The organism is Streptomyces sp. NPDC053069 (assembly GCF_044546895.1).
Taxonomy (GTDB): Bacteria; Actinomycetota; Actinomycetes; order Streptomycetales; family Streptomycetaceae; genus Streptomyces.
Window position 1 is genome coordinate 97750 of the sequence record NZ_JBITZN010000005.1, and the last position, 26366, is coordinate 124115.

Below are 26366 nucleotides of genomic sequence, written 5' to 3' on the forward strand. Positions count from 1 at the left end.
CTCGAAGGTCCGGCATTCCGCGCCCTGACGCCTGTGAGGGCGCGGCGCACCGCTCGGTGCAGCGATCGCGCAAGCCCCGTCCGTGGCCGCCCCGGCTCACCCCAGCCGTCGGCCATCGAGCAGGCCGGGAATCCCGGCCGCCGCAAAGGAGTAGCGTGTGAGATCGACCCCCCACAAGGCCCTCGGCGCCGGTGCGCTCACCGTCGCCGCGGTCGCCGCCCTCGTGCTCCCCGGCACGCCCGCCGCAGCCCGCCCGGCCACGGCACCCGCCGCCTGCACTCCGGCGCAGGTCGTCGGCAACGGCGGCTTCGAGAGCGGGACATCGCCCTGGTCGACGTCCTCCTCCACCGTCATCACCAGCCGCACGGGTGAGGCCGCCCATGGTGGCAGCTCCTACGCCTGGCTGGATGGAACCGGCAGCACCCACACGGACACGCTCAGCCAGAGCGTCACGATCCCGGCCGGTTGCGATGCGGCCACCCTCACCTTCTGGCTGCACATAGACACCGACGAGACGACCTCGTCCATCGCGTACGACAAGCTCACGGCCAAGATCGGCAGCACGACGCTGGCCACCTACTCGAACCTCGACGAGAACACCGGTTACGTCCAGAAGTCGATCGACGTGTCGGCGTACGCCGGGCAGACCGTCAGCCTCTCCTTCACCGGGACCGAGGACTCCAGCCTCCAGACGAGCTTTGTGCTCGACGACATCGCGCTCGCCACCTCCGGCGGCACCACACCGCCGGGCGACTCCACCCGCACCCCGGCCGCGCCCTCGTACACCGTGAACCTCAGCAGCGACACCAGCGGCACCCTGTGGACCGGCCACGAGAGCGCGACCTTCACCAACGCCTCGGCCACCGCGCTGAACGAGGTCTACCTGAGGCTGTGGGACAACTACCACGGCACCTGCGACGCCATGCCGATCCGGGTCACGGGCGTCACCGGCGGCACCGCGGGCGCGCTCTCCGTGGGCTGCACCGCGCTCAAGATCGACCTGCCGGCCCCGCTGGCCCAGGGCCAGAGTGCCACCATCGGCTTCGACCTCGGCATCACCGTCCCCAGCGGCGCCGACCGGTTCGGCCACGACGGCGCCTACAGCTTCATCGGCAACGCCCTGCCCGTCCTCGCGGTCCGTGACAGCGCCGGCTGGCACCTGGACCCGTACACGAACAACGGCGAGTCGTTCTACTCCCTCGCCGCCGACTTCAAGGTGACCCTCGACCACCCCAGCGGCCTGCTGGTCCCGGCCACCGGCACCTCCACCGACACCCCCGGCTCCAGCGGCCGTACCGTCACCACGGCGACCGCGTCCAAGGTCCGCGACTTCGCCTGGGCCGCCGGGCCCTTCACCAAGATCTCCGGTACCTCGTCGGCCGGTGTCGCGGTGAACGTGTACTCCGTCTCGGGCATCAGTTCCTCCGGCGCCCAGTCCATGCTCAGCACCGCCAAGACCGCCGTCGACGCGCACGCGGCCCGCTTCGGCGCCTACCCTTACGGCGAGCTCGACGCCGTCATCGACAACAACTACTGGTTCGGCGGAATGGAGTACCCCGGCTTCGTCCTGGACCTGGTCAGCACCACCGCCCTCACCCACGAGATAGGCCACCAGTGGTGGTACGGCATCGTCGGCGACGACGAGTACAACAGCCCGTGGCTGGACGAGGCGTTCACCGACTACGCCACCGACCTCGCCCTCGGCAAGAGCGGTACCAACTGCTGGAGCAGTGTCTCCTGGGCCTCCAGCGCCGAGAAGATCACCAATTCCATGGCCTACTGGGACGCGCACTCCTCCCGCTACTCCACCGTCGTCTACGGCTACGGCAAGTGCGCGCTGCACGACCTGCGCCGCGTCCTCGGTGACACCGCCATGACCAAGCTGATGAAGGACTACGCGACCGCCCACTGGTACGGCGTGTCGACCACGGCCGAGTTCAAGGCCGCCGCCCAGGCCGCCACGAGCACCGACCTCACCTCGTTCTGGACCCAGCACCGCATCGACGGCTGAACGGGTGCGGGCCGGTCGCGGGAGCGCCCCGGGTGGCTCCCACGACCGGCCCTGCACACCGCTCGCCACCACTCGTAGGTCGCCCGCACACCGTTCGCAGGCCACCCCGCGGCCACCCGAACGGACCAAACACGGCCCGCAATGGCTTCGTTGGGGGGAACCCGAAGTGCGCCGTGGCCCGACCACGGGTCAGATGGTGTTCGTGCGAAGCGTCATGTCCCTCTCCCGCGGCCGCTCACGCCTTGTCGTCACGGGCGTCCTGACCGGCCTCCTGCTCTCCCTGCCCGGCCCCGCGGCCCAGTCCGCGTCGGCCCCGGACGTCCCTCCCCGCGGCAGCGCGTACATGGGCATCGGCGTCCTCGCCCACGACGGACGCGCCAGTGGCCCCGACGCCACGCCCGCCCCTGCCCGCGCGAACCAGATCGAGGGCGTCGACGTCTCCAGCCACCAGGGGAACGTCGCCTGGGCGACGCTGTGGGGCGACGGTGTCAAATGGGCGTACACCAAGGCCACCGAGGGGACGTCCTACACCAACCCCTCTTTCACCCAGCAGTACACCGGCTCCTACAACGCGGGCATGGTCCGCGGCGCGTATCACTTCGCGACCCCGGACACATCCGGCGGCGCCGCCCAGGCCGACTACTTCCTGAAGCACGGCGGCGGCTGGTCGAAGGACGGCAAGACCCTGCCCGGCGTGCTCGACATCGAGTGGAATCCGTACGGCGGCTCCTGCTACGGCAAGTCCAAGAGCGGCATGGTCAGCTGGATCCGTGACTTCGTGAACCGTTACAAGTCCCGCACCGGCCGGGACGCGGTCATCTACACGGCGACCAGCTGGTGGACCGAGTGCACCGGCAACTACTCGGGCTTCGGCAAGACCAACCCGTTGTGGATCGCCCGCTATGCCTCGACCGCCGGGACACTGCCGGCGGGCTGGCCGTATCACACCATGTGGCAGTACACCTCGTCCGGCAAGACCGTCGGCGATCACGACCGCTTCAACGGCACCCAGGACCGGTTGCAGGCCCTCGTGAACGGCTGACCCGGCACCGGCTGCACCGCCGACGGCCCTGGGTCAGTCCACGTCCACGTCCTCGAACAGCGCGTGCATCGCGCCGAGCACGCGCAGACACGCGTCCACGTCCGCCAGGGTCAGATCCCCGTCCACGCGGCGCAGCAGTGCGTGCTCACGGGCCCGTACCGCGCCGATCGCGGCCCGGCCCGGGCCGGTGAGCCGGATGAGCGAGGACCGGCGGTGGGCGGGGTTCGCGACACTCTCCACCAGACCGAGCCGCGCGGCGTCGTTCACCATGCGCTGGACGAACTGCCGGCTGAGCGCCTGGGCCCGCCCCATCTGCGGCACCGTCATGGGCCCCTGGGTGCGCAGCAGATCCAGTACGGCACGCACGCCGACCGACAGGCCCTCGATCGGCGCCGTCTGCTCCACCTTGCGGTGCACCCGCCGGTAGAGCGGACCGACCAGGTCGAACACCTCCGTGAGGCGTTCGGCCAGTTCGTCAGGGGAGCGTTCGGCGGGGGCTGCGGTGCGGTCGTCCTTCATGGCACCAGGATGACACCTCGGTTGCCAACGCGCGCGAGAAATGACACCTTGGTTGTCATGACTGTGGACATCGCCTCATTGCCCACCCGTTTGCTGCCGACCGCCGACGGTTCCCTCGCCTACCGCGAGGCGGGCTCCGGTTCGCCCCTGGTTTTCCTGCACGCCGGTTTCCTCGACCACCGCATGTGGGAGGAACAGGTCCGCACCTTCGCGCCCCACCACCGGGTCATCGCCTACGACGCCCGCGGCCACGGCGGATCGGCCAACGCGACCGGCCCCTTCCGGCCCGTCGACGACCTCGCCGCGCTGCTGCGCGGCCTCGACGCCGCCCCCGCCGTGCTCGTCGGCGTCTCCATGGGCGGGGCCACGGCGGTCGACTGTGCGCTGGAGCACCCCGAACTGGTCCGCGCCGTCGTCGTCAGCGGCGTCGGGACGAGCGAGCCCGTCTTCGAGGATCCCTGGGCCCTGGACGTGTTCGCCGCCCAGCAGCAGGCCCTGGTCGCCGGTGACGTGGCCGGCTGGGTGGACGCCTTCCAGCGCTTCACCGCCGGACCGCACCGCGACCTCGCCGACGTCGCCACCGAAGTCGTCCGCCGCATAGCGGAGATGGCCCACGGCACACTCGCCAAGCACACGCCCGAAGAGCCCGACCACCGGGTGCCCGTCACCGCCACCTGGGAGCGCGTAGCGGGCATCACGGTCCCCGTGTACGCGATCAACGGCGCCCTCGACGCCCCCGATCACCTCGCCGCGGCCACCCGGCTGACCTGTCTCGTGCCCGGCGCACGGGCCGTCACCGTGCCGGGCGTCGGGCACTACCCGAGCATGGAGGACCCGGCACGTTTCGATGCCGAACTGGCGGCGTTCCTGGAGCGGCTGCCCGACTAGGAGGCGTGTGCGAAGAGCATGCGAAGGGCGAGGGCGGTCATCACGGCACTGGACGCCAGGGCCGTGCCGAGCCGCCCGCGGCTGCCGGTCAGGAGCCGGCCGAGCAGGGCTCCGCTGCCGGCCAGCAGCAGCTGCCAACTGGCGGACGCCGCGAAGGCGGCCACCACGAACACGGCCCGCTCCAGGTGACTCGGCTCCGCCGAGGTCTGGCCGCCCAGGACCAGAGCCGCGAAGTAGAGCACGGTGAGGGGGTTCATCATCGTGACGCCCCACAGTCCGATGAAGGCCCGTGCGGGGCGGGGCGGAGCCTCCTCGCTCCGTGCGGCCGTCCGTGGCTCCCGGTAGTGGGCCATCGCCTGTGCTGCGCCGCGTACGGCCAGGACGACGAGCACCGAGCCGGCGATCCAGCGCAGAGGGTGCGTGATCGGCTCAAGGGCGCCCGCCAGCGCGGAGCCTCCGAGTACGGCGATCAACGCGTAGAGGCCGTCAGCGGCCGCCACCCCCAGTGCGGCGCACGCGCCGGTCTTCCACGAGGTCCGGGCGGTCAACGCCACCAGATACGTCCCGACGGCCCCCACGGGAACGGCGATGCCGTACCCCGCGAGGAGCCCCGCGACCAGCGCCGCCGTCATGCGCGGACGGGCAGCGGCCTCCGCGGGCGACCGGGCTGCTGCTGTCGGCCACACACCGATCGGTCGGCGGTGGTCGACGGCGGAAGGACGGTCAGCGAGGTCATGGGCCGAGCATGACGGCGGCGCGTCCGCCCGGACAACTCCTTTTCACAGCAGCTCGCGGCCGGCCACGGCCCCCGGAACGGCACTGACGAGCGCATGGCGGGCGGCATCGAGCGAGCGCCGAGCGGGCCTGCTCGGCGTCGTGCCGTTCGGTGACCGGTCCCCGCGTCACGTCCCCGAGGCGGCCAGCTGATCGGCCAGCCGGTGTGCCTGGGCGAGCAGCGCGCCGTATGTGGCGACCTCGTCGGGGTCGTCCGTCGTCGAGTGGACCAGGTCCCGTCGCAGCTCGTCCAACGTCCCGCGCAGCCGCGCGACGGCCGTGCGCAGTTCTCCGTCGCACGTCTCGTCGCCGAACCGGCTGTGGCTGTAGAGCCGCAGCGCGTGTGCGGTGCGGCGCAGGAACTCGGCGTAGCAGCGGGCAAGTTCGGGGTGCGGCCGGGATGCCGCGCGGTGCTCGGTCGCGGCCTCCAGTACCGTGCGGGTCACGCCCGCCGTGTGCACGGCCGCGTAATCCAGCACCACGATCGCGTCGTCGTACCCCTTGCCGGGCGGTGGCGCGGCACGGGGGCGCCTGCGGCGCAGGTTGCCGCGCAGACTCTCCCGGCTCCACGCGAGCGCCGAGCGGGCCTGCTCCACGAGCCGGTGCAGCCGCAGGGCCCGCTCGTGCCAGGCGCCGGCCTCGTCGGTGTCCCAGCGTCCCTCGGCCAGCCCCTGCGCCACGGCCCGCAGGATGTCGTGGGCCTCCTCGGTCGCGTCCTTGAGGACGGCCCGGCTGTCCCGCAGATACAGCGGAGGCCGGACCAGGGCGTTGACCGCGATGCCGACCACGGCTCCGAACAGGGCTTCCGCGAGCCGGGCCGCGGAGGTGGCGACGGTGACGGACCCGTTGGTCAGGACGAACAGGGCGCCGGTGGCGGCGTAGATGCCCTGGCTGCCCAGGCGCCGCCACTGGCCGAGCAGCATCGCGAGGGGCAGGACGACGGCCATCGCGGCCACCGTGTCGTGCAGTGGCAGCGCGATCGCGGTGGCCACGATCGTGCCGGCCGCGATCGCCGCGAGCTGCTGCAGCCCGTGCGCGATCGACCGGTACACGGTCGACTCCACGAGGACCACCGCCACCCACGGCGCGACGAACGCCACCGGTGCGTGCAGCCACCAGCCCGCCACCGCCCACGCCAGCCATGCGGCCAGTGCCGCCTTCATCGCCTGGGCGGCCAGATCCCGCTCCCGGCACGGCCCCGCCCAGGCCCGTGCCGCACCGTGCGCCGCGGCCCTCACCTCACGCCACAGCGCCTGCCATCTCACTCGCATGCCACACACCGAGCCCGGGTGCCACCCCGGACAGCGCTCCATGCCGGCGGCCCGAATCCTGTGCTCCGTGCCGGCCGCTCCAATCACCTGCTTCGCGTCGGCTGCCGCAATCCTCTGCTCGGTGTCGGCGGCCCGAATCCTCCGCTCCACGCCGGCCGGCCCAATCACCCGCTCGATGCCGCCCACCTGAATCGTTCGTTCCATGCCGGCGCCCGCATCGCAGACGTCCAACGGCCTGCCCGGTGCCTGCGGCTCACGCAGCCCGGACGAGCAGCACGTCGGCCGCGCGGGAGCGGGCCTGCCTCCGGTCCGCCTGTACGTGTGCAGCCGAGGCATCAACCGTTGCCCGGCGTCCACCGACGTCTGTGGCGTGTCCGGAGGGCGCCCGGCCGGCCAGGATCAGCACCGGCAGCCGCCGGTCGGGCGATCGCCCATGCGGAGGCCGGGGCCGGGCAGCGAAGGCGACGGGGGACGCGCACCGCCGAACAGGCGGTCGGCGGTCAACCCAGGCTGGGCGGTGTCCAGTCGGCGTGGCGCAGGATCGCCCGCGTCGTCGCCCGGGACGGGGCGAGCCGTAGCGCGGTGTTGCGCAGGGTCACGGCGAGGGGGTGGGACAGCTGCTGACCCATGCGGCCCGCCTGCCGGGCGGCGCGGGCGACCGCCTGGGAGCGCGGGCGGCGCTCGGCGTCGTAGCGGGCCAGTGCCGCGCCGACCGACGGCTCACCGGCGAGCGCGGCGGCCAGCGTGACCGCGTCCTCCAGCGCCTGACAGGCGCCCTGGCCGAGATTCGGCGTCATCGCGTGCGCCGCGTCACCGAGGAGCGCCACCCGACCCGCGACGAACGACCCCAAGGGCGTGGCCAGCTCGTGGATGTCGTGGTGGAGCACATCCTCCGGCCGGGTCGCCTCCAGAAGCGCGGGGATCGGATCGTGCCAGGCGCCGAAGCGCCGGCGCAGCATGCCGAGCGGGTCGGGGTGGCGGACCCCGGCCGGGGCGGTGAGCACCGCGTGCCACTCGGCCCGGCCGTCGGCGAAGGCGATGTGCCCGAACTCCGCACCCCCGCCCCAGGTCAGCTCGAAGTCGCCGCTCAGCTCCAGCGGCCCTGCGGTGATCGCCCGCAGCACCGTCGAGCCGCCGTAGACCGGACCGGGATGGCCGGGGAACAGCAGTCCGCGCAGCCGGCTGCCCACCCCGTCGGCCGCGACGACCAGGTCGGTGTCCAGAACGCCGTCCCCGACCGGCACCGCCACCCGGTCCGGAGCCGACCGGTCCAGTGCGGGCACGGTGATCCCGGTGTGCAGGCACTCGGCCGGCAGGGCCGCGCGCAGCAGGCGGTGCAGGACCGCGCGCCGGATGCCGACGATCGGCGTGCCGAGCGTGCGTTCCAGGGCGGTGCCGTCCATCCGGGCCAGCCAGCGGCCCTCGGGAGTGCGGGTGCCGCCGCTGTACTGCGGTCGGGCCGCCGCGCGCACGGCTGCTCCGACGCCGAGCGCGTCCAGGGCGCGCAGACCGTTCGCGTGCAGCGAGATGCCCGCTCCCGCGTCGGCCAGGGTCGCGGACCGCTCCACCACCCGTACCTCCCAGCCGATCCGGCGCAGACCGATCGCCGCCGCCAGCCCGCCTATGCCGCCGCCGACCACCACCGCCGTACCGCCCATGCCGGTTCCCCTTCGTCTTCTACAGATGTAGAAGAGCGTACAGGCGTGTTCTACGGCTGTAGAAACGGGGGTGTAGAAAGAGGGGGTGTCCACAGATCGACGTACTGTCCTCACCGACGCGGCCATCGCCGTGCTCGCCGACACCGGTATGCGGGGGCTGACGCACCGCGCCGTGGACCGGGCGGCAGGACTGCCCGACGGCACCACCTCCGCCTACTACCGCACCCGTCAGGCCCTGCTCACCGCGCTGGTCCGGCGCCTGGTGGCCCTCGACCAGGCCGAGCTGCAGGAGATCGGCGCCCGGGTGCCGGTGCCGCGCACCGTCGGTGACATGGTCGCCGGACTGGCGCAGTTCGCCGCAGCGCGGCTCACCGGGGAGGGGCGCAGACGTTCCCTGGCGCGCTACGCGTGTGCAGTCGAGAGCGCGCGTCATCCCGAACTGCGCGAGATCCTGCTGCCGCGCGAGAACCGTGCGCGGCAGGCGGCATGCGACTTTCTCGCAGCTCAGGGTGTGGCGGACCCGGAGGAACGCACGGTGACGCTGCTGACCTGTGTGGACGGCCTGATCTTCGACCGGCTGGTGAACGGCGGAAGTGTGTCGGAGGAGGAGATCAGGGGCCTTGTGGCGGCGGCTCTGCGCTGAGCGGTACGACGGCGGCGCGCTTCTTCTCACGGCGGCACCGCGCGCAGCGCGCGCAGCACCGCCCACACGACCGAGACCAGCGGCACGGCCACCACCGCACCGATCACACCGGCGATGATGCTGCCGGCGATCACCGAGACCGCGACGACGAGCGGATGCAGCCGTACGGCCCAGCTCATCACCAGCGGATGCAGCACATGCCCCTCCAGCTGGCCGATGACGACGATCAGCGCCAGCACGGCCACCGCCGTGATCGGCCCGCGTCCGGCCAGCGCGACGACCGTGGCGACGGCGAGCGCGACCGGCGAGCCCACCAGGGGCACGAACGCGGCGAAGAACTCCAGCAGCGTCAGCGGCAGCGCGAGCGGCACCCGCAGCACGAGGAGTGCGACTCCGACGAGGATGGCATTGGTGGCCGCCACGATGATGATGCCGCGCGTGTACCCGGCGAAGGCCTGCCAGGCCGCGTGACCGGCCCGGTCCCACGCCGTACGGGCGCCGCTCGGCAGCAGCTGGTCGCGGATCCATCCCCACAGGCGCTCGCCGGAGTGGATGAAGAACACTGAGGCGAACAGCGCCAGCGCGATCCCGGTGACCAGCTCGACCACCCTGCTCAGTCCGCTGACGGCGCGGCTGAGCAGGCTGGACCGGTGCGTGGAGATGTAGTGCGTGACCTGGTTCTCCAGCTCGGACAGCCGTCCGGGACTCAGCTTGAACGGCGGCCTGCGCAACCACTCCTCGATGCGGTGCACCCCGCCCCGGAACTCACCCGCCAGCCGGGCCGACTCGCCCGCCACGGCATTGCCCACCAGGGCCAGCAGGCCCAGCAGGAGCAGCACACTGCCCACCAGCGTCACGGCGACGGCCAGCGGCCGCGGCACGATCCGGCTGAGCAGGTCCGTCAGCGGGCGCAGGACGGAGGTCACGATCAACGCGAGGAAGAGGGCGACGGCGATGAGCTGGAAGCTGCCGAGGACGCTGAAGACGCCGTAGACGACGATCCCGACGAGGATGAGCCGCCAGGAGTAGGCCGCCCCGACCCGCAGCCAGGGCACCGTCCGCTCGGCCACGGGCACGGGTTCGGGCCGCGGGGCGGCCGGGATCCGCACCGCATACGCCGGCCGGCTGCCCAGTACCCGCCTCCCGCGGCGCCGGCCGCCCGCTCCGGCCACCCGCGGCCCATCGCCCTCCACCGATTCCGGCTCCTCTCCGCCACCCCTGATGACGGTCGGTCACTCATACAGCACCGTAAGCGCACGTGGCCGGTGGAGCGCGCGGAATACGCCCGGGCGCCTCTTCGGGATGTGACCGGAGCGTGCGTCACAGGACCTTCACAACAGCCCGGGGTGGGCCGGACCGAGCGGGGCACCCGGGAGCTGCCGCCGGCAGAGAGGGATCCACCAGTGATCACCATCGCCGTACTGCTGCTTCCGATCCTCAGCATCCTGCTGTACGGGCTGGACCAGGTCGAGGACCGGTGGATCCTGCGGCCTCCGGCCGCCCGGCACAGCAGGCACCGCCGACTTCGCCGCGCGAACGGTACAAAGACGAACCGTACAAAGGCGGGCCGTCACTGATCCGGTGCCGGATCCCCCGTCGCCCGACGTCCCGTCGGGATCTCGTCAAGGTCGGCGGCTCTCCGGTAGCGCGCGATCGCCCTGGCGAGTTCCAGCCGCTCCGGCTCGGGGAGCGACCCGCCCCGGGCGTACTGCAGGATGTGCTCGGCGACCGTCCGGAGCTTGGTGTTGGTGCGCTGGGAGACGTCCCGCAGCGCCCGCCAGGCCTCTTCCGGGGCGATCTGCCCGATGACGACCACGGCTCCGATGGCCTGGTCGATCACCGCGTGCGAGGACACGGCGCGGCGCAGCTGCTCGTTCTCGGTCATCAGCCGTTCGTACTCGGCTGCCAGGTCGGTGGAGGAGAGCAGGACCAGTGGCTGATGCCGGGAGAGCGCGAAGAAGGCCATGGAGCACCTTTGCAGGAGTGGGGGCGTCACTGCTACGCCTGCCCTCGGTGGGCGCCGACACACAGATTGAACCAGCAGCGCGCCGGGTCGCGCAGGTGCCCAGGTGTCAACCCTGCCCGCCCCCACGGGTGTTCTCGGCGCTCTCGGTCGCCCGGCCCACCGGCAGCAGGTCACGGATGTCCGCGGGCAGGGCGCCGGCCATCCGTTCGGTCAGCTCCGGCGCGAGCGCGGCGTCGAGCACCTCCAGCACCGCGGCGGCCTCCCGCAGGGCCGTGTCCTCGTCGGTGCCCGCCCGGTCGGCGATGCGTCCGGCGAAGACGGTCAGCCCGAACCGCTCGCCCGCCACGCCGGAGTCGGCGGCGGCCGAGGCGTCGGCCGCCTCCCGCATGGCCGCCGCCATGTCGGGCGGCAGCTGGGCGGCCACATGCCGGGCCAGCCCGGACGGCAGCCGCTCCGACAGCGTGCTGACGACGGCGTGCGCGGCCCGTTCGGCCGAACCCCGGTCCGGCAGCTGGGCCAGTTCCTGCACCTTTCCGATCATCTCGTCGTGCCGCATGAGGCCGGTTCCTTCCGCACGAAGTCCTGACGCAGTGGTACGTCCCTCGCCGCGGGTGAGGCGCGAGCCTCGGCCCGTCCGGGTACCTGGGCCTGCCGAGTACCCGGTTGCCGCGGCCCAGTACCCGGTTGCGGCCGGTGTCCGCCCCGGTGGAGTCGCGCTCCCGTCGCGGGGTAGGCGCCGGCGGCGGACCATCGAACGACCGGACACCGGCGGAGCGAGATGTGAGGTGTGCATGATAGGAGCGGGACTGGCGGCACCGTTGTGGGACGTGCACAACGGCCAGGGGCTGCGGCAGCTGGCCGAGCTGGGGCTGGCGCTGCTGCTGTCCAGCCTGATCGGCTGGGAGCGGGCGGCCCAGCAGAAGAGCGCCGGACTGCGCACCCATACGCTCGTCGGCATCGCCAGCGCGCTGATGATGGAGGTGTCCCAGCACGGGTTCACGGCGGTGCTCGGGCTGGAGAACGTCTCCTTCGACCCCTCCCGCGTCGCGGCGCAGATCGTGTCCGGCATCGGCTTCATCGGCGGCGGCCTGATCTTCGTGCGGCGGGACGCCGTACGGGGGCTGACGACGGCCGCCACCATCTGGCTGACCTGTGCGGTCGGCATGGCCTGCGGCGGCGGACTGCCCCTCCTCGCGCTGGCGGTGACCGCCCTGCACTTCCTGGTGGTGCGGGGCTATCCGCTCCTCACGTCCCGTCTGATCCCGGGCACGGCCGCAGGCACCTTCGAGGCGCGGCTGACCTACCGGACCGGTGCGGCACTGCTGCCACGCCTGATGGAGACCTGCACCCGGCGCGGCTTCCGGATCGTGCAGGTCAAGGTCGAACGGCTGCCCGGCCGGGCGGACGACGCGGCCCGGGTGCTGCTGGAACTGGAGGGCACCGGGGACTCATCGGGGCTGGCGTCGGAGTTCTTCCAGGACGCGGGGGTGCTCGACGTCGAGGTGAGCGCCGCGGCGGACGACGAATAGCGCGTACGGCCGCTGCGGCGCAGGAGCGCCGGTCCCGTGCCGCTCAGCTCCCTTGCGTCTGTTCCGTCTGCTGTGTCCATGTCCAGACGTACTGCAGCCAGTCCGCGACCGTCAGCGCGCCGAGGCCCCCGCAGACGAGGCGGGTGAGCCTCGGCGTCGCGGCGTACGAGCACACCAGAGCGCCGGCGGTCCAGGCCGAGATGCAGAACGGGCAGGACAGCAGGTCGCCCACGGCTCGCCGGATCCCGCGGCCCCGCGGTTCGTCGATGACCTCGTTCGCCTCGCCCTCGTCCGCGCGGCGGGTGAACGGCGCCCGCAGAAAGCTCGTGACCTTGTCCCTGGCCAGCAGCCTGGACGCCTTGTACGCCCCCGCACCCATCAGTACGACGTCCCACGGCGGTACCTCGTCCGGCAGCCGGACCCCCCGGCGCCGGGCCAGCACCGCGAAGGTGCCGGCGCCCGCCGTGAAGACGGAGGCGAGGACGGCATACCCGGCGAGCGGGACGTCGCCCTGGTCGTCGTACCGCACGGCGTCCGTCGTCATGAGACCTCCCAAACCTCCCCGCACGTCCGCCCAGCCGGCAGCGGGCCCGCCTCGGGTTCCCCGGGCCGGGGTGGCGACACGTCCCCCTGGGCACCGGGCCCGGCGCGAGAGGGCGGGCCGGGATGCCGACCGGGCACGGGTGGACGGGCCGGGACACCGGCTGGGCACGGGTGGACGGGCAGGGACGGCATGCGGCACCGGTGGACTGGGTCAGGGTCGTCCGAACCGCTCCGCCGCCGCTGGGCCCACGCCGATGCCCGCGACGGCTGCCGACGCCGACGGGACGGCGCCGACCCGCGGGCGGGGCGGCGTCCACCCGATGCGCGATGCGAGACCCCCTGCGACGTGGGCAATGCCACATATGACCTGGTTCGCAACCCCCTCCCCGTCGTACCCGCGCCGGGCTACCGTTGCGACGAGCCCCTGTTCTCCCTTCCCCTCGCCTCTCGGACGGCCCGGCTGTGCTCACTGATCTGTCCCCTCTCATCGCCGCGACGGCACGCTGGCTGACGGTCGCCTACCCACCCAGTGGCGGCGCGCTGGCCTCCGCCCTGTGCGAGGCACAGGCCCGGCAGGCCGTGACCGTCGCCGCGTGGCTGCGCTACCCGACGGAGATCGACGCGGCCCTGGTCACGATGGCCGGTCCCGGCGGCGCCGCACGCCTCGACTGGATCACCGGTACCGAGCGGGCCGGTGAGGACGGCCCGGTGGACGACTGGGCCTGGCGCACCTGGGTGGACGAGGTCGTCGCGAGCTGGGCGGCCGGGTTGCTCACCGATCCCGAGCTGGCCGGGCTGGCCGTCGCCGCACTCGCCGACGGCGAGCACGCCTCGGGCGCACCGGTGGAGTTCCGGCGCCTGCTCGCGCCCGACGACGGTGACCGCCGCGCCGCCGCGCTGCTGCGCCACCCCGACCTTCTCGCCCCCGTCGCCGAGCTGCACCTCGACCAGCTCCTGGACCGCCTGGGACCGGACGGCGCCCTCGCCGCCTGAGCCCGTGTTCCACCGCCCCTCTCCCGTGCCCTTCCCCCTGGGCGCCCTCCGCCTGAGCCCCTGTGCCGTCGGGCCCCCTCCGGTGTCGTACGCCCTTGCCGGGGTACTGCGGAGCTGATCCGTGGGCCGTTCGCCGGCGGCGGCCGGCCCGAGTGGCGGCAGGCAGGAGAAGGCGATGGGCGCGCAAGGCGACGAGACATCGGCGGACGGGGCAGTGGGCCCGGGCATGGGGGCGCCGAACCGGATACGGGCCGCGGCCCGGGCCGCCGCATGACCGCCCGGCGGCCAGTGAGCCGGTCGAGTCGGCCAAGCCGGTCCAGTCGGCCGAGTGGCCGGTGGCGTCGGCCGAAAGGGAAGGCCCGGTCATGACCTTCAAGAATCCCGTGCACCGCGGCGGGGCGCGCCGCGGCCGGTTCGAGCAGTTCGCGGAATACGCCTCCAATTTCACCAGCTCCCCGGTGTTCTTCCTCTTCTGCCTGCTCCTCGTCGGCTTCTTCGTCGCCGCGCACCTCGCGCAGCTGCGGATCGAGCTGCTGCTGCTCGCGGGCGAGTCGATGACCGCGGTCACCCTGCTGCTCCTGGCGCTCCTGAAGAACGCCGAGATGCGGGCCGAGCACGCTATCCAGCGCAAGCTCGACGCGATCGCCGGGGCCCTGCTGGAGGCCCACTCCGACGACCGGAGCCAGGCCTTCGAGGATCTGCGCAATGCGATCCGTATGGAGGAAGAGACCTGACAGAGGGGGACAAATCCGCGCGGCGGTTCTTCACGGCACCCCGGCCAGGGACGACCATGCGATGTCATGGACATTTTGCTCGTCGCCAGCGCGTTCAACAGCCTCTCCCAGCGTGTGTACGCCGAACTGTCGGACCTCGGGCACCGCGTGGACGTCGTCCTCGCCGCGCAGGGCGCCGACCCGGTCCGAGCCGCCGTGCGCGAGCTGCGGCCGGAGCTGGTCATCGCGCCGATGCTCAGGACGGCCCTGCCCGAGGACGTGTGGCGGGAGCACACCTGCCTGATCGTGCATCCCGGCCCGCCCGGTGACCGCGGCCCGTCCTCGCTGGACTGGGCCATCGCCGAGGGGGCGGACCAGTGGGGGGTGACGGTCCTGCAGGCGGAGGCGGCGATGGACGCGGGTGCGATCTGGGCGGCGGAACCCTTCCCGGTGGCGCCGGTCGGCAAGAGCGGCCTGTACCGCAACGAGGCCTCCGACGCCGCCGTCACCGCCGTCCTGACCGCCGTACGGCGCTATGCCGAGGGGTCCTACAAGCCCCAGCGGCAGACCGACGACTCGATCAGCGTGGTCTGGCGCGACGCCTTCCGTCAGGAGCGGCGCCGTATCGACTGGGAGCGGGACGACACCGAAACGGTCCTGCGCAAACTCCGCGGCGCCGACTCACAGCCGGGCGTCCTGGACGAACTCCTCGGCCGTGAGGTGTTCCTGCACGGCGGACACCCCGAGGACCGGCTGCGCGGCCGCCCCGGCGCCCTGCTGGCGACCCGGGCGGGCGCCGTCTGCCGGGCCACCCGGGACGGCGCCGTGTGGATCCCGGAACTGCGCCCGCGCAAGAACTCCGGCGACCCGGCGCCCTTCCGCCGCCCGGCCGCCTCCGTGCTCGCCTCGTACCAGCCCTCCCTCCGGCTCGCGGCCTGCCCCCTGCCGCTCGAACTGTCCCCGGACCGCCGCACCTGGACCGACATCCGCTACCGGCAGCGCGGTGACGTCGGATTCCTGGCCTTCTCCTTCCCCGGCGGGGCCATGAGCACCGACCAGTGCCGCAGGCTGCTCGCCGCCTACGAGTCGGCCCTCGCCCGCCGCACGTCGGTCCTGGTGCTCGGCGGAGCCCGCGACTTCTTCTCCAACGGCATCCACCTGAACGTCATCGAGGCGGCCGCCGACCCGGCCGAGGAGTCCTGGGCCAACCTCAACGCCATGGACGACCTCGTCGAGGCGGTCCTGTGCACCACCGACCGGCTGGTGGTGGCCGCGCTCGCCGGCAACGCGGCGGCGGGCGGCGCCATGCTCGCTCTCGCCGCCGACGAGGTCTGGTGCCGTACGGGCGCCGTCCTCAACCCGCACTACCGGCGGATGGGCCTGTACGGCTCGGAGTTCTGGACGTACACGCTGCCGCGCCGCGTCGGAGCGGACACGGCCCACCGGCTGATGACCGAGGCGCTGCCGGTCAGCGCCACGACGGCCCAGCGGATCGGGCTGGTGGACCGGCTGGTGCCGACCGGTGCGCAGGACTTCGCGGCAGAGGTCGAGCGGATGGCGGCGGACGTCGCGGCCGCGCCGAACATCGCCCGGCGCATCTCCGAAAAGGCGGCGGCCCGCCGCTCGGACGAGAAGGTGCGACCGCTGGCGAAGTACCGACAGGTCGAACTGGCCCGTATGCACGCCGTCTTCTTCGATCCCGAAGCCCCGTACCACGCGCTGCGGTCGGCCTTCGTACGGAAGGTGCCCGGCGGCACCGCCCGCCCCCTGGCGCTGCCCGCCGGAGACGTCCGTTGACGCCGCGCCTGCTGGTGGCGGGCGTCGGCAACATCTTCCTCGCCGACGACGCCTTCGGCCCCGAGGTGATCCGCGCCCTCGGCGATCGCCCGTTGCCGTCCCGGGTACGGGTGCACGACTACGGCATCCGCGGCATGGACCTCGCCTACGCCCTGCTGGACGGATACGACACCGCCGTTCTGGTCGACGCGGCACGGCGCGGCCACCGCCCCGGCACCCTCTCGCTGATCGAGGCCGCACCCCCCGACGGCACCGTCGTGCCCGAGGCCCACGGCATGGACCCGGCGAAGGTGCTGGCCCTGGCCGCGCACCTGGGCGAGGAGCCACTGCCCCGCGTCCTCGTCCTGGCCTGCGAGCCGCAGGTGCTGCCGGCCGGTGACGAGGACCTGCTGCCGGGGCTCAGTACACCGGTACGGGAAGCCGTCCCCCGGGCCGTCGACACGCTGCACGCCCTGATCCCGGTCCTGCTCGCCGACCCCGCCGCGCCCGCACCCCCGTTGGGCCGCCCGATGGAATCCGGGCCCCCGCGCCCGGCTGCGCTGCCCGGTACGACGGCAGGCTGAGCGGAAGATCGGGGGAGCCCGGGCCACAGGGACGCGGCCCGGGCCCCACCGCCGTATCCGAGGAGCTGTGCCCATGTGCCGGTCCGACGTCAAGCAGGCCGTTCTGGCAAAGAACGACGACCTGGCCGCGGATCTGCGCGGCGACCTCGCCCGGCAGGGCGTCACCGTCGTCAACCTGCTGTCCAGCCCGGGCAGCGGAAAGACCGAACTCCTCGGCCGGGTCCTGGCCCGCGCGGTGGAGCAGGGCGTGCCGGTGGCCGCGCTCACCGCGGACCTGGCCACCGAGAACGACGCGGTCCGGCTGGCCCGTTCCGGCGCCCCCGTCCAGCAACTGCTCACCGACGGACTGTGCCACCTGGAGGCCCGTCAGGTGCGCGCCAGGCTGGACGGCTGGCTGCCGCCGGACACCTCGGTGCTCTTCGTGGAGAACGTCGGCAACCTCGTCTGTCCGGCCGCGTACGACCTCGGCGAGACCCTGCGGGTCGTGCTGATGGCGGTCACCGAGGGCGAGGACAAGCCGCTGAAGTACCCCACCGCCTTCGGCTCCGCCCATCTGGTGGTGATCACCAAGGCGGACCTCGCGGAGCCGGCCGGCTTCGACGAGACCGCGTTCCGGACGAACATGCAGCGGGTCAACCCGGGCGTGGAGATCGTACGGTCCTGCGCCCGCACCGGTGACGGAGTCGGCACCCTCCTGGAGCGCGCCCTCGCCGCCCGGGACGGTGCCCCGCACCGACCGCCCCTGGCCCCGCAGCCGCACGGCCACCACCCCACCGCGTCCGCTCCCGTCGCATGACCGCCCCCGCCGCCGGACCGGTACGCCGCGTCCTCACCGTGCGGGGAACCGTGCAGGGGGTCGGCTTCCGGCCGTATGTGCACCGCCTCGCCGCGGGGCTCGGTCTGGCCGGATTCGTCGGCAACACGGGCGACGGCGTGCACATCGAGATCGAGGGCCCGGCGCCGGAGGTGGACCGCTTCTGCGTCCTGCTCGCGGAGCAGCCGCCGCCGCTCGCCACCGTCACCGCCGTCGAGGACATGGCCCTGCCCGCGACCGGCGACACCGGCGCCTTCACCATCCGCTCCACCGAGCGGGCCGCGGGTCGCACCCAGCTCCCGCCCGACACCGCCACCTGCGCCGACTGCCTGCGGGAACTCGCCGATCCGGCCGACCGCCGGCACCGGCACCCGTTCGTCACCTGCACCCACTGCGGCCCGCGCTTCACCATCGCCACCGCGATGCCGTACGACCGCGTGGCCACGACCATGGCCGGCTTCCCGATGTGCCCGTCCTGCGCCCGCGAGTACGGCGATCCCGGCGACCGGCGCTTCCACGCCCAGCCGGTCGCCTGCCCCGACTGCGGACCGCGGCTCACCCTGGTCCCGGCCGACGATCTCGGCGTCCGCCCGGCCCGGGACGCGGACGCCCTGGCGGCGGCACGGGCGTTGCTGGCCGCCGGGCGGATCGTCGCCGTCAAGGGCCTCGGTGGTTACCACCTGGCCTGCGACGCCACCGACGCCCGGGCCGTGGCCACGCTGCGCGACCGCAAGGAACGCGGCGGCAAGGCCTTCGCGGTGATGTGCGCCGACCTCGCCACCGCCGAGCGGCTCGCGGACGTCTCCGCCGCCGAACGGGCCGCGCTCACCAGCGCCCGGCGCCCCATCGTGCTGCTCCGCCGGCGCACCCCGGCCGACGGCCTCCGCCTCGCCGACCAGGTCTGCCCGGGCAGCCCGCACGTGGGCGTGATGCTGCCCTACACCCCGGTGCACACCCTGCTGTTCGGGCTGCCCGGCGATCCGCCCGGCCCCCGGGTCCTGGTCATGACGAGCGGCAACCGCTCCGGCGAGCCCATCGTCACCGACGACGCCGAGGCGCTGACCCGGCTCGCCGGACTCGCCGACGCCTGGCTCGCCCACGACCGGCCCATCGCCTCGCCGTGCGACGACTCCCTGCTGCGGGTCCGCCCCGACGGCACCGGACAGGTCCTCAGACGATCCCGCGGCTTCGTCCCGCGCCCCGTGCGCCTCCCGGTTCCGGTACGGCCCGTCCTCGCGGTCGGCGGTGACCTCAAGAACGCCCTGTGCCTGGGCGAGGGCGACCACGCCTGGTTCGGGCCGCACATCGGTGACATGGGCGAACTGGCCGGCCTGGAGGCCGCCGAGCGCGCCGAGCGACACCTGGCCCGCCTCACCGGAGTCGCCGCGGCCCTCGTCGCCGCCGACCGGCACCCCGGCTACCACTCGACCCGCCGAGCCCGCACCCGGGCCGCCCAACTGCCGGACCAGGCGTTGCGGTTGGTCCAGCACCACCACGCCCACATCGCCTCCGCGATGGCCGAACACGGCCTGGACGGTACGACCCCGGTGATCGGAGTCGCCTTCGACGGCACCGGGTACGGCGACGACGGCACCGTGTGGGGCGGCGAGATCCTGCTCGCCGACTACACCGGCTACCGGCGCTTCGCCCACCTCGCACCCGCACCGCTGCCCGGCGGGGACGCAGGCGTGGCCAATCCGTGCCGGCTGGCGCTGGCCCGGCTGTGGGCGGCAGGACTGGACTGGGAACCGGACCTGCCCAGCGTCCGGGCCTGCACGGACGTCGAACGCGCCATACTGCGCCGGCAGTTGGACCGGCAGGTGGTATGTGCGCCCACGTCCAGCATGGGCCGCCTCTTCGACGCGGTGTCGTCCCTGGTCGGCGTGTGTCACCGGGCGGGATACGAGGCGCAGGCCGCGATGGAGCTGGAGGCGACGGCGACCGAGGCCCGCGACGCGGACGGGGTGGCGTACCCCTTCGGGTTCGCCCGGCAGCGGGACATCGACCCGGCGCCCATGCTGCGCGCACTCCTGGAGGACCGGCGGCGCGGCACCCCCGCACCGGTCCTCGCCGCCCGCTTCCACCGAGGCGTCGCGGCGGCCGTCGCCGGCATCTGTCACCGTGCCCGCGCCGAGACCGGCCTGACCACGGTCGCCCTCACCGGAGGTGTCTTCGCCAACAGCCTGCTGGAGGAGGAGTGCACCGCACGGCTGGCCACGGCCGGCTTCACGATCCTGCGGCACGGCGAAGTCCCCCCGAACGACGGAGGGTTGGCGCTCGGTCAGCTCATGGTCGCGGGAACAGCGAACCACCACGAGACGGAGTGACCCATGTGTCTGGCAGTGCCCGGCAAGGTCGTGTCCATCGACCACCGCGCCGACCCCCTGACCGGGATGATCGACTTTGGCGGAGTGCAGAAACAGGCGTGTCTCGAGTACCTGCCCGACGTGCGGGTGGGGGAGTACGTCATCGTCCACGTCGGCTTCGCCCTGCAGCGCCTGGACGAGGAGTCGGCCCGGGCGTCCCTGGAGTTGTTCGAGCAACTGGGGTTGCTGGAGGAGGAGTTCGGGGACGCCTGGGAGCAGGCGGCCCGGCAGGAGAGCGGGAGTGAGGCCCGGTGAAGTACATCGACGAGTTCAACGACCCGGACCTGGCGCGCCGGCTGCTGGACGAGATCCACGCCACGGTCACCCGGCCCTGGGCGCTGATGGAGGTCTGCGGCGGCCAGACGCACTCCATCATCCGGCACGGCATCGACCAACTCCTGCCGGAGAAGGTCGAGTTGATCCACGGGCCCGGCTGTCCGGTGTGCGTCACCCCGCTCGACGTCATCGACAAGGCCCTGGAGATCGCCGCCCGCCCCGAGGTGATCTTCTGCTCCTTCGGGGACATGCTGCGCGTGCCCGGCACCGACCGGGACCTGTTCCGGGTCAAGGGCGGGGGCGGTGACGTCCGCGTGGTGTACTCACCGCTGGACGCGCTCGACCTCGCCCGCAAGCACCCGGACCGCCAGGTGGTGTTCTTCGCCATCGGCTTCGAGACGACCGCACCCGCCAACGCCATGGCCGTCCACCAGGCCCGCCGCCTCGGCCTGGACAACTTCAGCCTGCTGGTCTCCCACGTCCGCGTCCCGCCCGCGATCGAGGCCATCATGACGGCACCGCAATGCCGGGTGCAGGGCTTCCTCGCCGCAGGGCACGTGTGCAGCGTGATGGGCACCGCCGAGTACCCGGAGCTGGCCGACCGGCACCGGGTGCCGATCGTCGTGACCGGGTTCGAGCCGCTGGACATCCTGGAAGGCATCCGCCGCGCCGTACACCAGCTGGAGCGCGGCGAGCACCGGGTGGAGAACGCCTATCCGCGCGCCGTACGCGAGCAGGGCAACCCGGCGGCCCTGCGCATGCTGGAGGACGTCTTCCAGGTCACCGACCGCAACTGGCGCGGCATCGGCCGCATCCCCGCCAGCGGCTGGCGGCTGTCCGACGCCTACCGGGCCTACGACGCCGAACACCGCTTCGACGTCGCCGGAATCCGCACCGAGGAACCCGCCGTGTGCCGCGCCGGTGAGGTGCTGCAGGGCCTGATCAAGCCCACCGAGTGCGAGGCGTTCGGCACCAGCTGCACCCCGCGCACCCCGCTCGGCGCCACCATGGTCTCCAGCGAGGGCGCCTGCGCGGCCTACTACCTGTACCGCCGGATGCACAACGCCCCCACGCCGCAGGGATCCCGCACGCTGCAGTCCCAGCAGGAGGAGATGAACCCCGTTGGCTGACCTGGCTACCGAAGCGGCCGTCGACCCCGCGAACTGGGCCTGTCCCGCGCCCCTGCGCGACCAGCCGGTCGTCGTCATGGGCCACGGCGGAGGCGGCGCCCTGTCCGCCGAACTCATCGAGCAGGTCTTCGCCCCCGCCTACGGCAACCCCACCCTGGCCGCGCTCACCGACTCGGCCGTCCTCGACCTGGGCGGGGCCCGGCTGGCCTTCTCCACGGACTCCTACGTCGTACGGCCGCTGTTCTTCCCCGGCGGCAGCCTCGGCGACCTCGCCGTCAACGGCACGGTGAACGACCTGGCGATGAGCGGAGCCCGGCCCGCCTACCTGTCCACCGCCTTCGTCCTGGAAGAGGGCGTGGAACTGGACGTCGTCCGCCGCATCGCGCAGGCCATCGGCGCGGCGGCCGAGACGGCGGGGGTCACCGTCGCCACCGGCGACACAAAGGTGGTCGAGTCCGGACACGGCGACGGCGTCTATGTCACCACCGCCGGCGTGGGCCTCGTACCGGACGGAGTCGACATCCGCCCGCAGCGCGCCCGGCCGGGCGACGCCGTCATCGTCAGCGGCCCCATCGGGCTGCACGGCGTGGCGATCATGAGCGTCCGCGAGGGCCTGGAGTTCGGCGTCGAGATCGCCTCCGACACCGCGCCCCTGGCGGACCTCGTGGCGGCCATGCTGGCGGTCACCACGGACCTCCACGTCCTGCGTGACCCGACCCGGGGCGGACTCGGAACGTCCCTGAACGAGATCGCCCGTGCCTCCGGCACCGGCGTGCGGCTGCACGAGCGGGCCATCCCGGTCCCGGAGGAGGTCGCGAACGCCTGCGGCTTCCTCGGCCTGGACCCGCTGTACGTCGCCAACGAGGGCCGGCTCGTCGCCTTCGTACCCGCGCGGCACGCCGAAGCGGTTCTTGCGGCGATGCGGGCGCACCCGCAGGGCCACGGCGCCGCCCTCATCGGCGAGTGCGTGGCCGACCACCCGGGCATGGTCGTCGTCGCCACCGGCCTCGGCGGCACCCGGGTGGTGGACCTGCCGCTCGGGGAGCAACTGCCCCGGATCTGCTGAGCGGAGGATCTGCCGAGCGGACCGGCCCCGTCAGGACGGGGCCGGTACCGGATCGACCGCCGTGATCTCCAGCTCCCGTCCGCTGCGCAGCTCCTGCGACGGCCGGTCGCAGCGCGGGCACCAGAAGAACGGCGGCATGCCGACCGCGAACTCCTCGGCGCACCCGCCGCACCAGGCGTGCGCGGTCACCTGCTCCACGACGAGCCGCGCCCCGGCGAGCGGCGTGCCGTCGCGGGCCACCTCGAAGGCGAAGCACAGCGCGTCCGGCACGACACCGGCCAGCTCCCCGACGCGGACGGTCACCGCTGCCACATGGTCCACGCCGTCCGCGCGGGCGATCTCCTCGGCTTGTTCCACGATCGCGGTCGCGATCGACAGCTCGTGCACGAGCGGCTCACGGGTACCGGCGGTTGGCGCGCAGCCCACCGGTCATCCGGTAGATGCGCAATTCCCGCAGGATGCCCGGGAGTTCCCTGACGAACAGGGCGGCCACGAGACTGCCGACCAGCGCGGCCTGCGCCGCGAGCAGCTGCCGTCCCGACATCCCCGCACGCACGGGCCTTCTTCTTCGCATGGCCATGTTCATGACTGTCACTGTCTGCTCCCTCATCCCGGTGAGATGTTCGGCATGTCCTTCACCAGGGCGTCATGCCGTTTCCAGTGGATACCGGTGGAGCGGCGGGCGTCGGAACTGCCGTCCTTGTGGTGTCCGGGCTGGTGCTTGTACGGGCCCTTGTTGCCCTGGTGCAGTCCGCGCACGTGGGAGGGCGTATCGGGCTTCGCCTGGGGGCGGCCCACTCGGATGCTCCCCATGTCGGTTCTCCTTCCCGGTCTCACGACCGCTCGGTCAGCTCCCTGAAGAACTGTTCTACGGCCGGCCAGACCCGGCCGCCACCGGACAGGCCCCGCCACTCGCGGCGGACCAGAGCGATCATCCGGTAGCAGTCGTCGACCGGCACGATCCAGTGTTCGTCGAGGCCGCGCACGGTGTTCACGAGCAGCGCCTCGACGTCGGGTGCCATGGCGGCGAGCTGCGGGACCGTGGCGGCCAGCCGCTGCCAGGCCGCCGCGTCCACCTCCCAGCGCATGGCCCCGGCCGGGCTCGGACCCTGTGCGGTGACCGTGCCGTCGGAGCGCGGCACGAAGAACACCAGGCCCACCGGGACGCCCAGCACGCCGGTGTCGACCGGCGGGAGCCGCAGCCGGCGGCGGGGCACGAGCCGGTAGCGGCCCGCCGCGTCGTCGGCGAACAGCACCGAGCACGGGCCGCACACACACCGCACTTCGGCTGCGGCGGTGTCGTACAGGTGAGCGTGTTCCTCGGTCACACGGGCGGCGCACAGCTCGCAGACCTCGGGTTCGGCCGTCGCCGCGCGGTCGGCGGCGGAGCGGATGACGCGGGCGAGCGCACCGTCCACGGTCACCGCGCCTCCTGCGGCGTGGCCCGGCGCTTGATCGTGGTCAGCGGTACGAACGCCGGTGCCGCCCTGCGCTCGCTCGGCACCGTCTCCACGGCGGTCAGCTCGGGAGCGACGGCCAGCACCGCCGCCCGGACCGCCTCGGTGACGTCGGAGGAGCCGCCACCGCACCCGGAGCCGCATCCGCCGCCGGTGCTCAGCCGCACCCGCGCCACCTGCCCGTCGACCCCGGCCCACTCCAGGTCACCGCCGCGGTCGCGCACCACGGGCCGCAGCTTCTCCACCGCGCGGGCAGCCCGGCGCTCCGGGGCCTCGGGGTGGATCCCGTGCAGCACCATGAGATGCCCTGCCAGTTCGTCGTCGGCGAGCCGCTCCCGCAACGGTGCGTCGGCGTGGTCCAGCACGCGGGCGAGAGCCTCGCCGTAGACCTCGGTCAGCAGCCGCACCGCCTCCAGGGCCGGGCCCGGCGTGGCTTCCAGCCCGGCCAGCACCTCGTCGAGACGGGCGAGCCGCGCCTCCACCTCCGGGTCCGCCAGCCGTACGGCGGTCTCAGCCATGGTTGGCCCCGTACGTCGGCGAGTGCACGGTGGTCAGGGTCTTGCCCTTACCCATGTACATGTGCACGCCGCACGGCAGACAGGGGTCGAAGCTGCGCACGGTGCGCATGATGTCGACGCCCTTGAAGTCGTCCGGACCGTTCTCCTCGAAGATCGGCTGGCCCTGCACGGCGTCCTCGTACGGGCCCGGGGTGCCGTAGATGTCGCGGGGACTGGCGTTCCACGGGGTCGGCGGGTACGGGTGGTAGTTGGCGATCTTCTTGTCCCGGATCACCAGGTGGTGGGAGAGGACGCCGCGCACCGCCTCGTGGAAGCCGCAGCCGATCGACTCGTCCGGCACCTCGAAGTTCTCGTACACCTTGGTGTCGCCGCTCCTGAGCATCCCCATGGCCTCCTCCAGGAACTGCAGGGCCATGGCGGCGGCGTAGGCGATGAAGTACGGCCGGGCGCGGTCCCGTTCGAGGGTGTTGCTCCACTTCGGGATGCGCCACTCCAGGGTCGTCTCCGGCAGCTTCTCGCCCTTGGGCAGGGTGATGCGGATGGCGCCGCCGGTCGTCTTGACGTACGGCGTGTCGACCAGGCCGCTCAGCGCGGTGGACCACAGCCGGGCCAGCGGTCCGCCACCCGTGTCCAGTGCGAGGTGCTCACCGGTGTCCGGGTGGTACCAGCGGGGGCTCATCACCCAGCTGTAGTTGCCCTCGAAGTCCCGCTTCTGCGGCACCGGCACCGTGGTCTGGTTCCACGGGTGGCGCATGTCCACGGGGTTGCCGAGGGGATCGTGGGTGACGAACGGGTCCTCGTTGACCCAGTCCTCGTAGAAGGAGCTGCCCAACATGATGCGCAGGCCGAGGTTGATGTCGATGAGGTTGTTGGTGACCAGCTTGCCGTCCACCACGACGCCCGGCGTGACGTACATGGCCCGGCCCCACTCGTTCATCGACGCGTAGCGGTAGTCCACGACGTCAGGGTTCTGGAAGGCCCCCCAGCAGCCCAGCAGGATCCGGCGTTTGCCGACCTCCTCGTAGCCGGGCAGGGCCTCGTAGAAGAAGTCGAAGACGTCGTCGTTCATGGCCACCGCCTTCTTGATGAAGTCGATGACGCGCATCAGGCGGCTGAGGTAGTCGGTGAAGGTGTTCGGCTGCGGCATCGTGCCGACGCCGCCCGGGTACATCGTGGAGGGGTGCACGTGCCGCCCCTCCATCAGGCAGAACATCTCCCGGGTGATCCGGCTGACCTTCAGCGCCTCCTTGTAGACCTCGCCCTCGAAGGGGTTGAAGGCCTTCATGATGTCCGCGACGGTCCGGTAGCCGTGGATGTCGCCGCGGGGCGCGTCGGTGCGCTCGGCGCGGGCCAGGACCCCGGGGTTGGTGGCCTTGACCATCGCCTCGCAGAAGTCCACGAAGACCAGATTGTCCTGGAAGATCGTGTGGTCGAAGATGTACTCCGCCGCCTCGCCGAGGTTGGTGATGTGCTCGGCCAGCTTCGGCGGCTTGACGCCGTAGGCCATCTGCTGGGCGTAGTTCGAGCAGGTGGTGTGGTTGTCGCCGCAGATGCCGCAGATCCGGGAGGTGATGAACCCGGCGTCGCGCGGATCCTTGCCCTTCATGAACACCGAATAGCCGCGGAACAGCGATGAGGTGCTGTGGCACTCCACGACTTCCTGATTGGCGAAGTCGATCTTCGTGTAGATGCCCAGGTTGCCGATGATCCGGGTGATCGGATCCCAGGACATGTCCACGATCTGGGCGGGTTTGCGTCCTGTCGGCCGCGATTCGGTGGTGGTCATCTGCGGTTCTGCCCCTCGCTGTTCGGGTCGGGCGGGTCGTTGG

28 protein-coding genes are annotated in these 26366 nt (G+C 72.7%); 14 read left to right on the top strand and 14 right to left on the bottom strand.

What is annotated here, in order from left to right; translation table 11 throughout:
* Positions 1 to 157 precede the first annotated feature (157 nt).
* Positions 158 to 2011, top strand: a complete 1854-nt coding sequence (locus ACIGXP_RS12985) for a M1 family aminopeptidase (protein ID WP_399767443.1) — start codon at positions 158 to 160, stop codon at positions 2009 to 2011.
* Positions 2012 to 2225: 214 nt separating this feature from the next.
* Complete coding sequence (locus ACIGXP_RS12990) at positions 2226 to 3053, top strand: lysozyme (protein WP_399768406.1); 828 nt, start codon at positions 2226 to 2228, stop codon at positions 3051 to 3053.
* A gap of 33 nt (positions 3054 to 3086) precedes the next feature.
* Here the strand turns inward: ACIGXP_RS12990 and ACIGXP_RS12995 are convergent, their stop codons facing one another.
* Positions 3087 to 3572, bottom strand: a complete 486-nt coding sequence (locus ACIGXP_RS12995; RefSeq protein WP_399767446.1) for a MarR family winged helix-turn-helix transcriptional regulator — start codon at positions 3570 to 3572, stop codon at positions 3087 to 3089.
* A 57-nt stretch (positions 3573 to 3629) separates the two neighbouring features.
* Between ACIGXP_RS12995 and ACIGXP_RS13000 the strand changes: the two genes are divergently transcribed.
* The gene (locus ACIGXP_RS13000) at positions 3630 to 4460 is read left to right on the top strand and encodes an alpha/beta fold hydrolase (protein ID WP_399767449.1); all 831 of its coding nucleotides are present in this window, start codon (positions 3630 to 3632) and stop codon (positions 4458 to 4460) included.
* Here the strand turns inward: ACIGXP_RS13000 and ACIGXP_RS13005 are convergent.
* From ACIGXP_RS13005 to ACIGXP_RS13015, 3 genes are all read right to left on the bottom strand, one after another.
* On the bottom strand, positions 4457 to 5092 hold the full coding sequence (locus tag ACIGXP_RS13005; RefSeq protein ID WP_399767452.1) for a LysE family transporter: 636 nt from the start codon (positions 5090 to 5092) through the stop codon (positions 4457 to 4459). The genes ACIGXP_RS13000 and ACIGXP_RS13005 overlap by 4 nt on opposite strands.
* Before the next feature lie 270 nt (positions 5093 to 5362).
* Positions 5363 to 6505, bottom strand: coding sequence for an aromatic acid exporter family protein (locus tag ACIGXP_RS13010; protein WP_399767455.1), 1143 nt, complete (start codon positions 6503 to 6505; stop codon positions 5363 to 5365).
* 500 nt (positions 6506 to 7005) lie between these two features.
* Positions 7006 to 8163: an FAD-dependent monooxygenase gene (locus ACIGXP_RS13015; protein WP_399767458.1), complete on the bottom strand. Its 1158-nt coding sequence runs from the start codon at positions 8161 to 8163 to the stop codon at positions 7006 to 7008.
* 85 nt (positions 8164 to 8248) lie between these two features.
* Here ACIGXP_RS13015 and ACIGXP_RS13020 point away from each other — a divergent pair, with 85 nt between their 5' ends.
* Positions 8249 to 8806 (top strand): TetR/AcrR family transcriptional regulator, encoded by a 558-nt coding sequence (locus ACIGXP_RS13020; protein WP_399767461.1) that lies wholly within the window; start codon positions 8249 to 8251, stop codon positions 8804 to 8806.
* Positions 8807 to 8832: 26 nt separating this feature from the next.
* Here ACIGXP_RS13020 and ACIGXP_RS13025 read toward each other — a convergent pair whose 3' ends face one another.
* The 3 genes from ACIGXP_RS13025 to ACIGXP_RS13035 all read right to left on the bottom strand — a co-directional run bounded on the left by ACIGXP_RS13025 (position 8833) and on the right by ACIGXP_RS13035 (position 11328).
* The gene (locus ACIGXP_RS13025; RefSeq protein ID WP_399767464.1) at positions 8833 to 9999 is read right to left on the bottom strand and encodes an AI-2E family transporter; all 1167 of its coding nucleotides are present in this window, start codon (positions 9997 to 9999) and stop codon (positions 8833 to 8835) included.
* 377 nt (positions 10000 to 10376) lie between these two features.
* Positions 10377 to 10772, bottom strand: a complete 396-nt coding sequence (locus ACIGXP_RS13030; protein WP_399767467.1) for an ANTAR domain-containing protein — start codon at positions 10770 to 10772, stop codon at positions 10377 to 10379.
* A 106-nt stretch (positions 10773 to 10878) separates the two neighbouring features.
* Positions 10879 to 11328, bottom strand: coding sequence for a DUF2267 domain-containing protein (locus ACIGXP_RS13035; RefSeq protein ID WP_399767470.1), 450 nt, complete (start codon positions 11326 to 11328; stop codon positions 10879 to 10881).
* Positions 11329 to 11563: 235 nt separating this feature from the next.
* On the opposite strand from ACIGXP_RS13035, the gene ACIGXP_RS13040 reads away from it, so the two are divergent.
* Complete coding sequence (locus ACIGXP_RS13040; protein ID WP_363220803.1) at positions 11564 to 12301, top strand: MgtC/SapB family protein; 738 nt, start codon at positions 11564 to 11566, stop codon at positions 12299 to 12301.
* 43 nt (positions 12302 to 12344) lie between these two features.
* Here ACIGXP_RS13040 and ACIGXP_RS13045 read toward each other — a convergent pair whose 3' ends face one another.
* Entirely contained in the window at positions 12345 to 12845 is a 501-nt protein-coding gene (locus tag ACIGXP_RS13045; RefSeq protein WP_399767474.1) for a DUF1360 domain-containing protein, read from the bottom strand.
* A 461-nt stretch (positions 12846 to 13306) separates the two neighbouring features.
* Here ACIGXP_RS13045 and ACIGXP_RS13050 point away from each other — a divergent pair, with 461 nt between their 5' ends.
* The 9 genes from ACIGXP_RS13050 (at position 13307) to hypE (ending at position 22562) form a co-directional block, all read left to right on the top strand.
* The gene (locus ACIGXP_RS13050; protein ID WP_363219659.1) at positions 13307 to 13837 is read left to right on the top strand and encodes a hypothetical protein; all 531 of its coding nucleotides are present in this window, start codon (positions 13307 to 13309) and stop codon (positions 13835 to 13837) included.
* A 365-nt stretch (positions 13838 to 14202) separates the two neighbouring features.
* Positions 14203 to 14571: a hypothetical protein gene (locus tag ACIGXP_RS13055; protein WP_363219660.1), complete on the top strand. Its 369-nt coding sequence runs from the start codon at positions 14203 to 14205 to the stop codon at positions 14569 to 14571.
* Between the two features lie 66 nt (positions 14572 to 14637).
* Positions 14638 to 16347: an enoyl-CoA hydratase-related protein gene (locus ACIGXP_RS13060; RefSeq protein WP_399767478.1), complete on the top strand. Its 1710-nt coding sequence runs from the start codon at positions 14638 to 14640 to the stop codon at positions 16345 to 16347.
* Positions 16344 to 16910: a hydrogenase maturation protease gene (locus ACIGXP_RS13065; protein ID WP_363219662.1), complete on the top strand. Its 567-nt coding sequence runs from the start codon at positions 16344 to 16346 to the stop codon at positions 16908 to 16910. Before ACIGXP_RS13060 ends, ACIGXP_RS13065 begins: the two co-directional genes overlap by 4 nt.
* 73 nt (positions 16911 to 16983) lie before the next feature.
* Complete coding sequence (gene hypB / locus ACIGXP_RS13070) at positions 16984 to 17706, top strand: hydrogenase nickel incorporation protein HypB (RefSeq protein ID WP_399767482.1); 723 nt, start codon at positions 16984 to 16986, stop codon at positions 17704 to 17706.
* Positions 17703 to 20051, top strand: a complete 2349-nt coding sequence (gene hypF, locus ACIGXP_RS13075; protein ID WP_399767485.1) for a carbamoyltransferase HypF — start codon at positions 17703 to 17705, stop codon at positions 20049 to 20051. The genes hypB and hypF overlap by 4 nt, the downstream gene beginning before the upstream one ends.
* A gap of 3 nt (positions 20052 to 20054) precedes the next feature.
* Positions 20055 to 20345: a HypC/HybG/HupF family hydrogenase formation chaperone gene (locus tag ACIGXP_RS13080; RefSeq protein ID WP_363219665.1), complete on the top strand. Its 291-nt coding sequence runs from the start codon at positions 20055 to 20057 to the stop codon at positions 20343 to 20345.
* Positions 20342 to 21496, top strand: a complete 1155-nt coding sequence (gene hypD, locus ACIGXP_RS13085; RefSeq protein ID WP_399767488.1) for a hydrogenase formation protein HypD — start codon at positions 20342 to 20344, stop codon at positions 21494 to 21496. The genes ACIGXP_RS13080 and hypD overlap by 4 nt, the downstream gene beginning before the upstream one ends.
* Positions 21489 to 22562, top strand: coding sequence for a hydrogenase expression/formation protein HypE (gene hypE / locus ACIGXP_RS13090; protein WP_399767491.1), 1074 nt, complete (start codon positions 21489 to 21491; stop codon positions 22560 to 22562). The genes hypD and hypE overlap by 8 nt, the downstream gene beginning before the upstream one ends.
* A 30-nt stretch (positions 22563 to 22592) precedes the next feature.
* On the opposite strand, the gene hypA is transcribed toward hypE, so the two are convergent.
* Genes hypA through ACIGXP_RS13120 form a run of 6 tightly spaced genes read right to left on the bottom strand, consistent with a single transcriptional unit; the run spans position 22593 to position 26323 of the window.
* Complete coding sequence (hypA, locus tag ACIGXP_RS13095) at positions 22593 to 22949, bottom strand: hydrogenase maturation nickel metallochaperone HypA (protein WP_399767494.1); 357 nt, start codon at positions 22947 to 22949, stop codon at positions 22593 to 22595.
* Positions 22950 to 22956: 7 nt separating this feature from the next.
* On the bottom strand, positions 22957 to 23118 hold the full coding sequence (locus tag ACIGXP_RS13100) for a hypothetical protein (protein ID WP_363219669.1): 162 nt from the start codon (positions 23116 to 23118) through the stop codon (positions 22957 to 22959).
* A 50-nt stretch (positions 23119 to 23168) separates the two neighbouring features.
* The gene (locus tag ACIGXP_RS13105) at positions 23169 to 23375 is read right to left on the bottom strand and encodes a hypothetical protein (protein ID WP_363219670.1); all 207 of its coding nucleotides are present in this window, start codon (positions 23373 to 23375) and stop codon (positions 23169 to 23171) included.
* A 20-nt stretch (positions 23376 to 23395) separates the two neighbouring features.
* Positions 23396 to 23986: a DUF5947 family protein gene (locus tag ACIGXP_RS13110; protein ID WP_399767497.1), complete on the bottom strand. Its 591-nt coding sequence runs from the start codon at positions 23984 to 23986 to the stop codon at positions 23396 to 23398.
* Positions 23983 to 24537: a NifU family protein gene (locus ACIGXP_RS13115; protein ID WP_363219672.1), complete on the bottom strand. Its 555-nt coding sequence runs from the start codon at positions 24535 to 24537 to the stop codon at positions 23983 to 23985. The genes ACIGXP_RS13110 and ACIGXP_RS13115 overlap by 4 nt, the downstream gene beginning before the upstream one ends.
* Positions 24530 to 26323 carry a nickel-dependent hydrogenase large subunit gene (locus tag ACIGXP_RS13120; protein ID WP_399767501.1) on the bottom strand — a complete coding sequence of 598 codons (1794 nt, stop codon included), beginning with the start codon at positions 26321 to 26323 and terminating at the stop codon, positions 24530 to 24532. Before ACIGXP_RS13120 ends, ACIGXP_RS13115 begins: the two co-directional genes overlap by 8 nt.
* Between the last annotated feature and the right edge of the window lie 43 nt (positions 26324 to 26366).

Excerpts from the sequence above, each read along its gene's own strand:
- ACIGXP_RS12990 (WP_399768406.1), top strand. The coding sequence starts at position 2,226 with ATGTCCCTCTCCCGCGGCCGCTCACGCCTTGTCGTCACGGGCGTCCTG.
- ACIGXP_RS12995 (WP_399767446.1), bottom strand. The coding sequence starts at position 3,572 with ATGAAGGACGACCGCACCGCAGCCCCCGCCGAACGCTCCCCTGACGAA.
- ACIGXP_RS13000 (WP_399767449.1), top strand. The coding sequence starts at position 3,630 with ATGACTGTGGACATCGCCTCATTGCCCACCCGTTTGCTGCCGACCGCC.
- ACIGXP_RS13005 (WP_399767452.1), bottom strand. The coding sequence starts at position 5,092 with ATGACGGCGGCGCTGGTCGCGGGGCTCCTCGCGGGGTACGGCATCGCC.
- ACIGXP_RS13010 (WP_399767455.1), bottom strand. The coding sequence starts at position 6,505 with ATGCGAGTGAGATGGCAGGCGCTGTGGCGTGAGGTGAGGGCCGCGGCG.
- ACIGXP_RS13015 (WP_399767458.1), bottom strand. The coding sequence starts at position 8,163 with ATGGGCGGTACGGCGGTGGTGGTCGGCGGCGGCATAGGCGGGCTGGCG.
- ACIGXP_RS13030 (WP_399767467.1), bottom strand. The coding sequence starts at position 10,772 with ATGGCCTTCTTCGCGCTCTCCCGGCATCAGCCACTGGTCCTGCTCTCC.
- ACIGXP_RS13035 (WP_399767470.1), bottom strand. The coding sequence starts at position 11,328 with ATGCGGCACGACGAGATGATCGGAAAGGTGCAGGAACTGGCCCAGCTG.
- ACIGXP_RS13040 (WP_363220803.1), top strand. The coding sequence starts at position 11,564 with ATGATAGGAGCGGGACTGGCGGCACCGTTGTGGGACGTGCACAACGGC.
- ACIGXP_RS13045 (WP_399767474.1), bottom strand. The coding sequence starts at position 12,845 with ATGACGACGGACGCCGTGCGGTACGACGACCAGGGCGACGTCCCGCTC.
- ACIGXP_RS13055 (WP_363219660.1), top strand. The coding sequence starts at position 14,203 with ATGACCTTCAAGAATCCCGTGCACCGCGGCGGGGCGCGCCGCGGCCGG.
- ACIGXP_RS13060 (WP_399767478.1), top strand. The coding sequence starts at position 14,638 with ATGGACATTTTGCTCGTCGCCAGCGCGTTCAACAGCCTCTCCCAGCGT.
- hypB (WP_399767482.1), top strand. The coding sequence starts at position 16,984 with ATGTGCCGGTCCGACGTCAAGCAGGCCGTTCTGGCAAAGAACGACGAC.
- hypF (WP_399767485.1), top strand. The coding sequence starts at position 17,703 with ATGACCGCCCCCGCCGCCGGACCGGTACGCCGCGTCCTCACCGTGCGG.
- ACIGXP_RS13080 (WP_363219665.1), top strand. The coding sequence starts at position 20,055 with ATGTGTCTGGCAGTGCCCGGCAAGGTCGTGTCCATCGACCACCGCGCC.
- ACIGXP_RS13105 (WP_363219670.1), bottom strand. The coding sequence starts at position 23,375 with ATGGGGAGCATCCGAGTGGGCCGCCCCCAGGCGAAGCCCGATACGCCC.
- ACIGXP_RS13115 (WP_363219672.1), bottom strand. The coding sequence starts at position 24,537 with ATGGCTGAGACCGCCGTACGGCTGGCGGACCCGGAGGTGGAGGCGCGG.
- ACIGXP_RS13120 (WP_399767501.1), bottom strand. The coding sequence starts at position 26,323 with ATGACCACCACCGAATCGCGGCCGACAGGACGCAAACCCGCCCAGATC.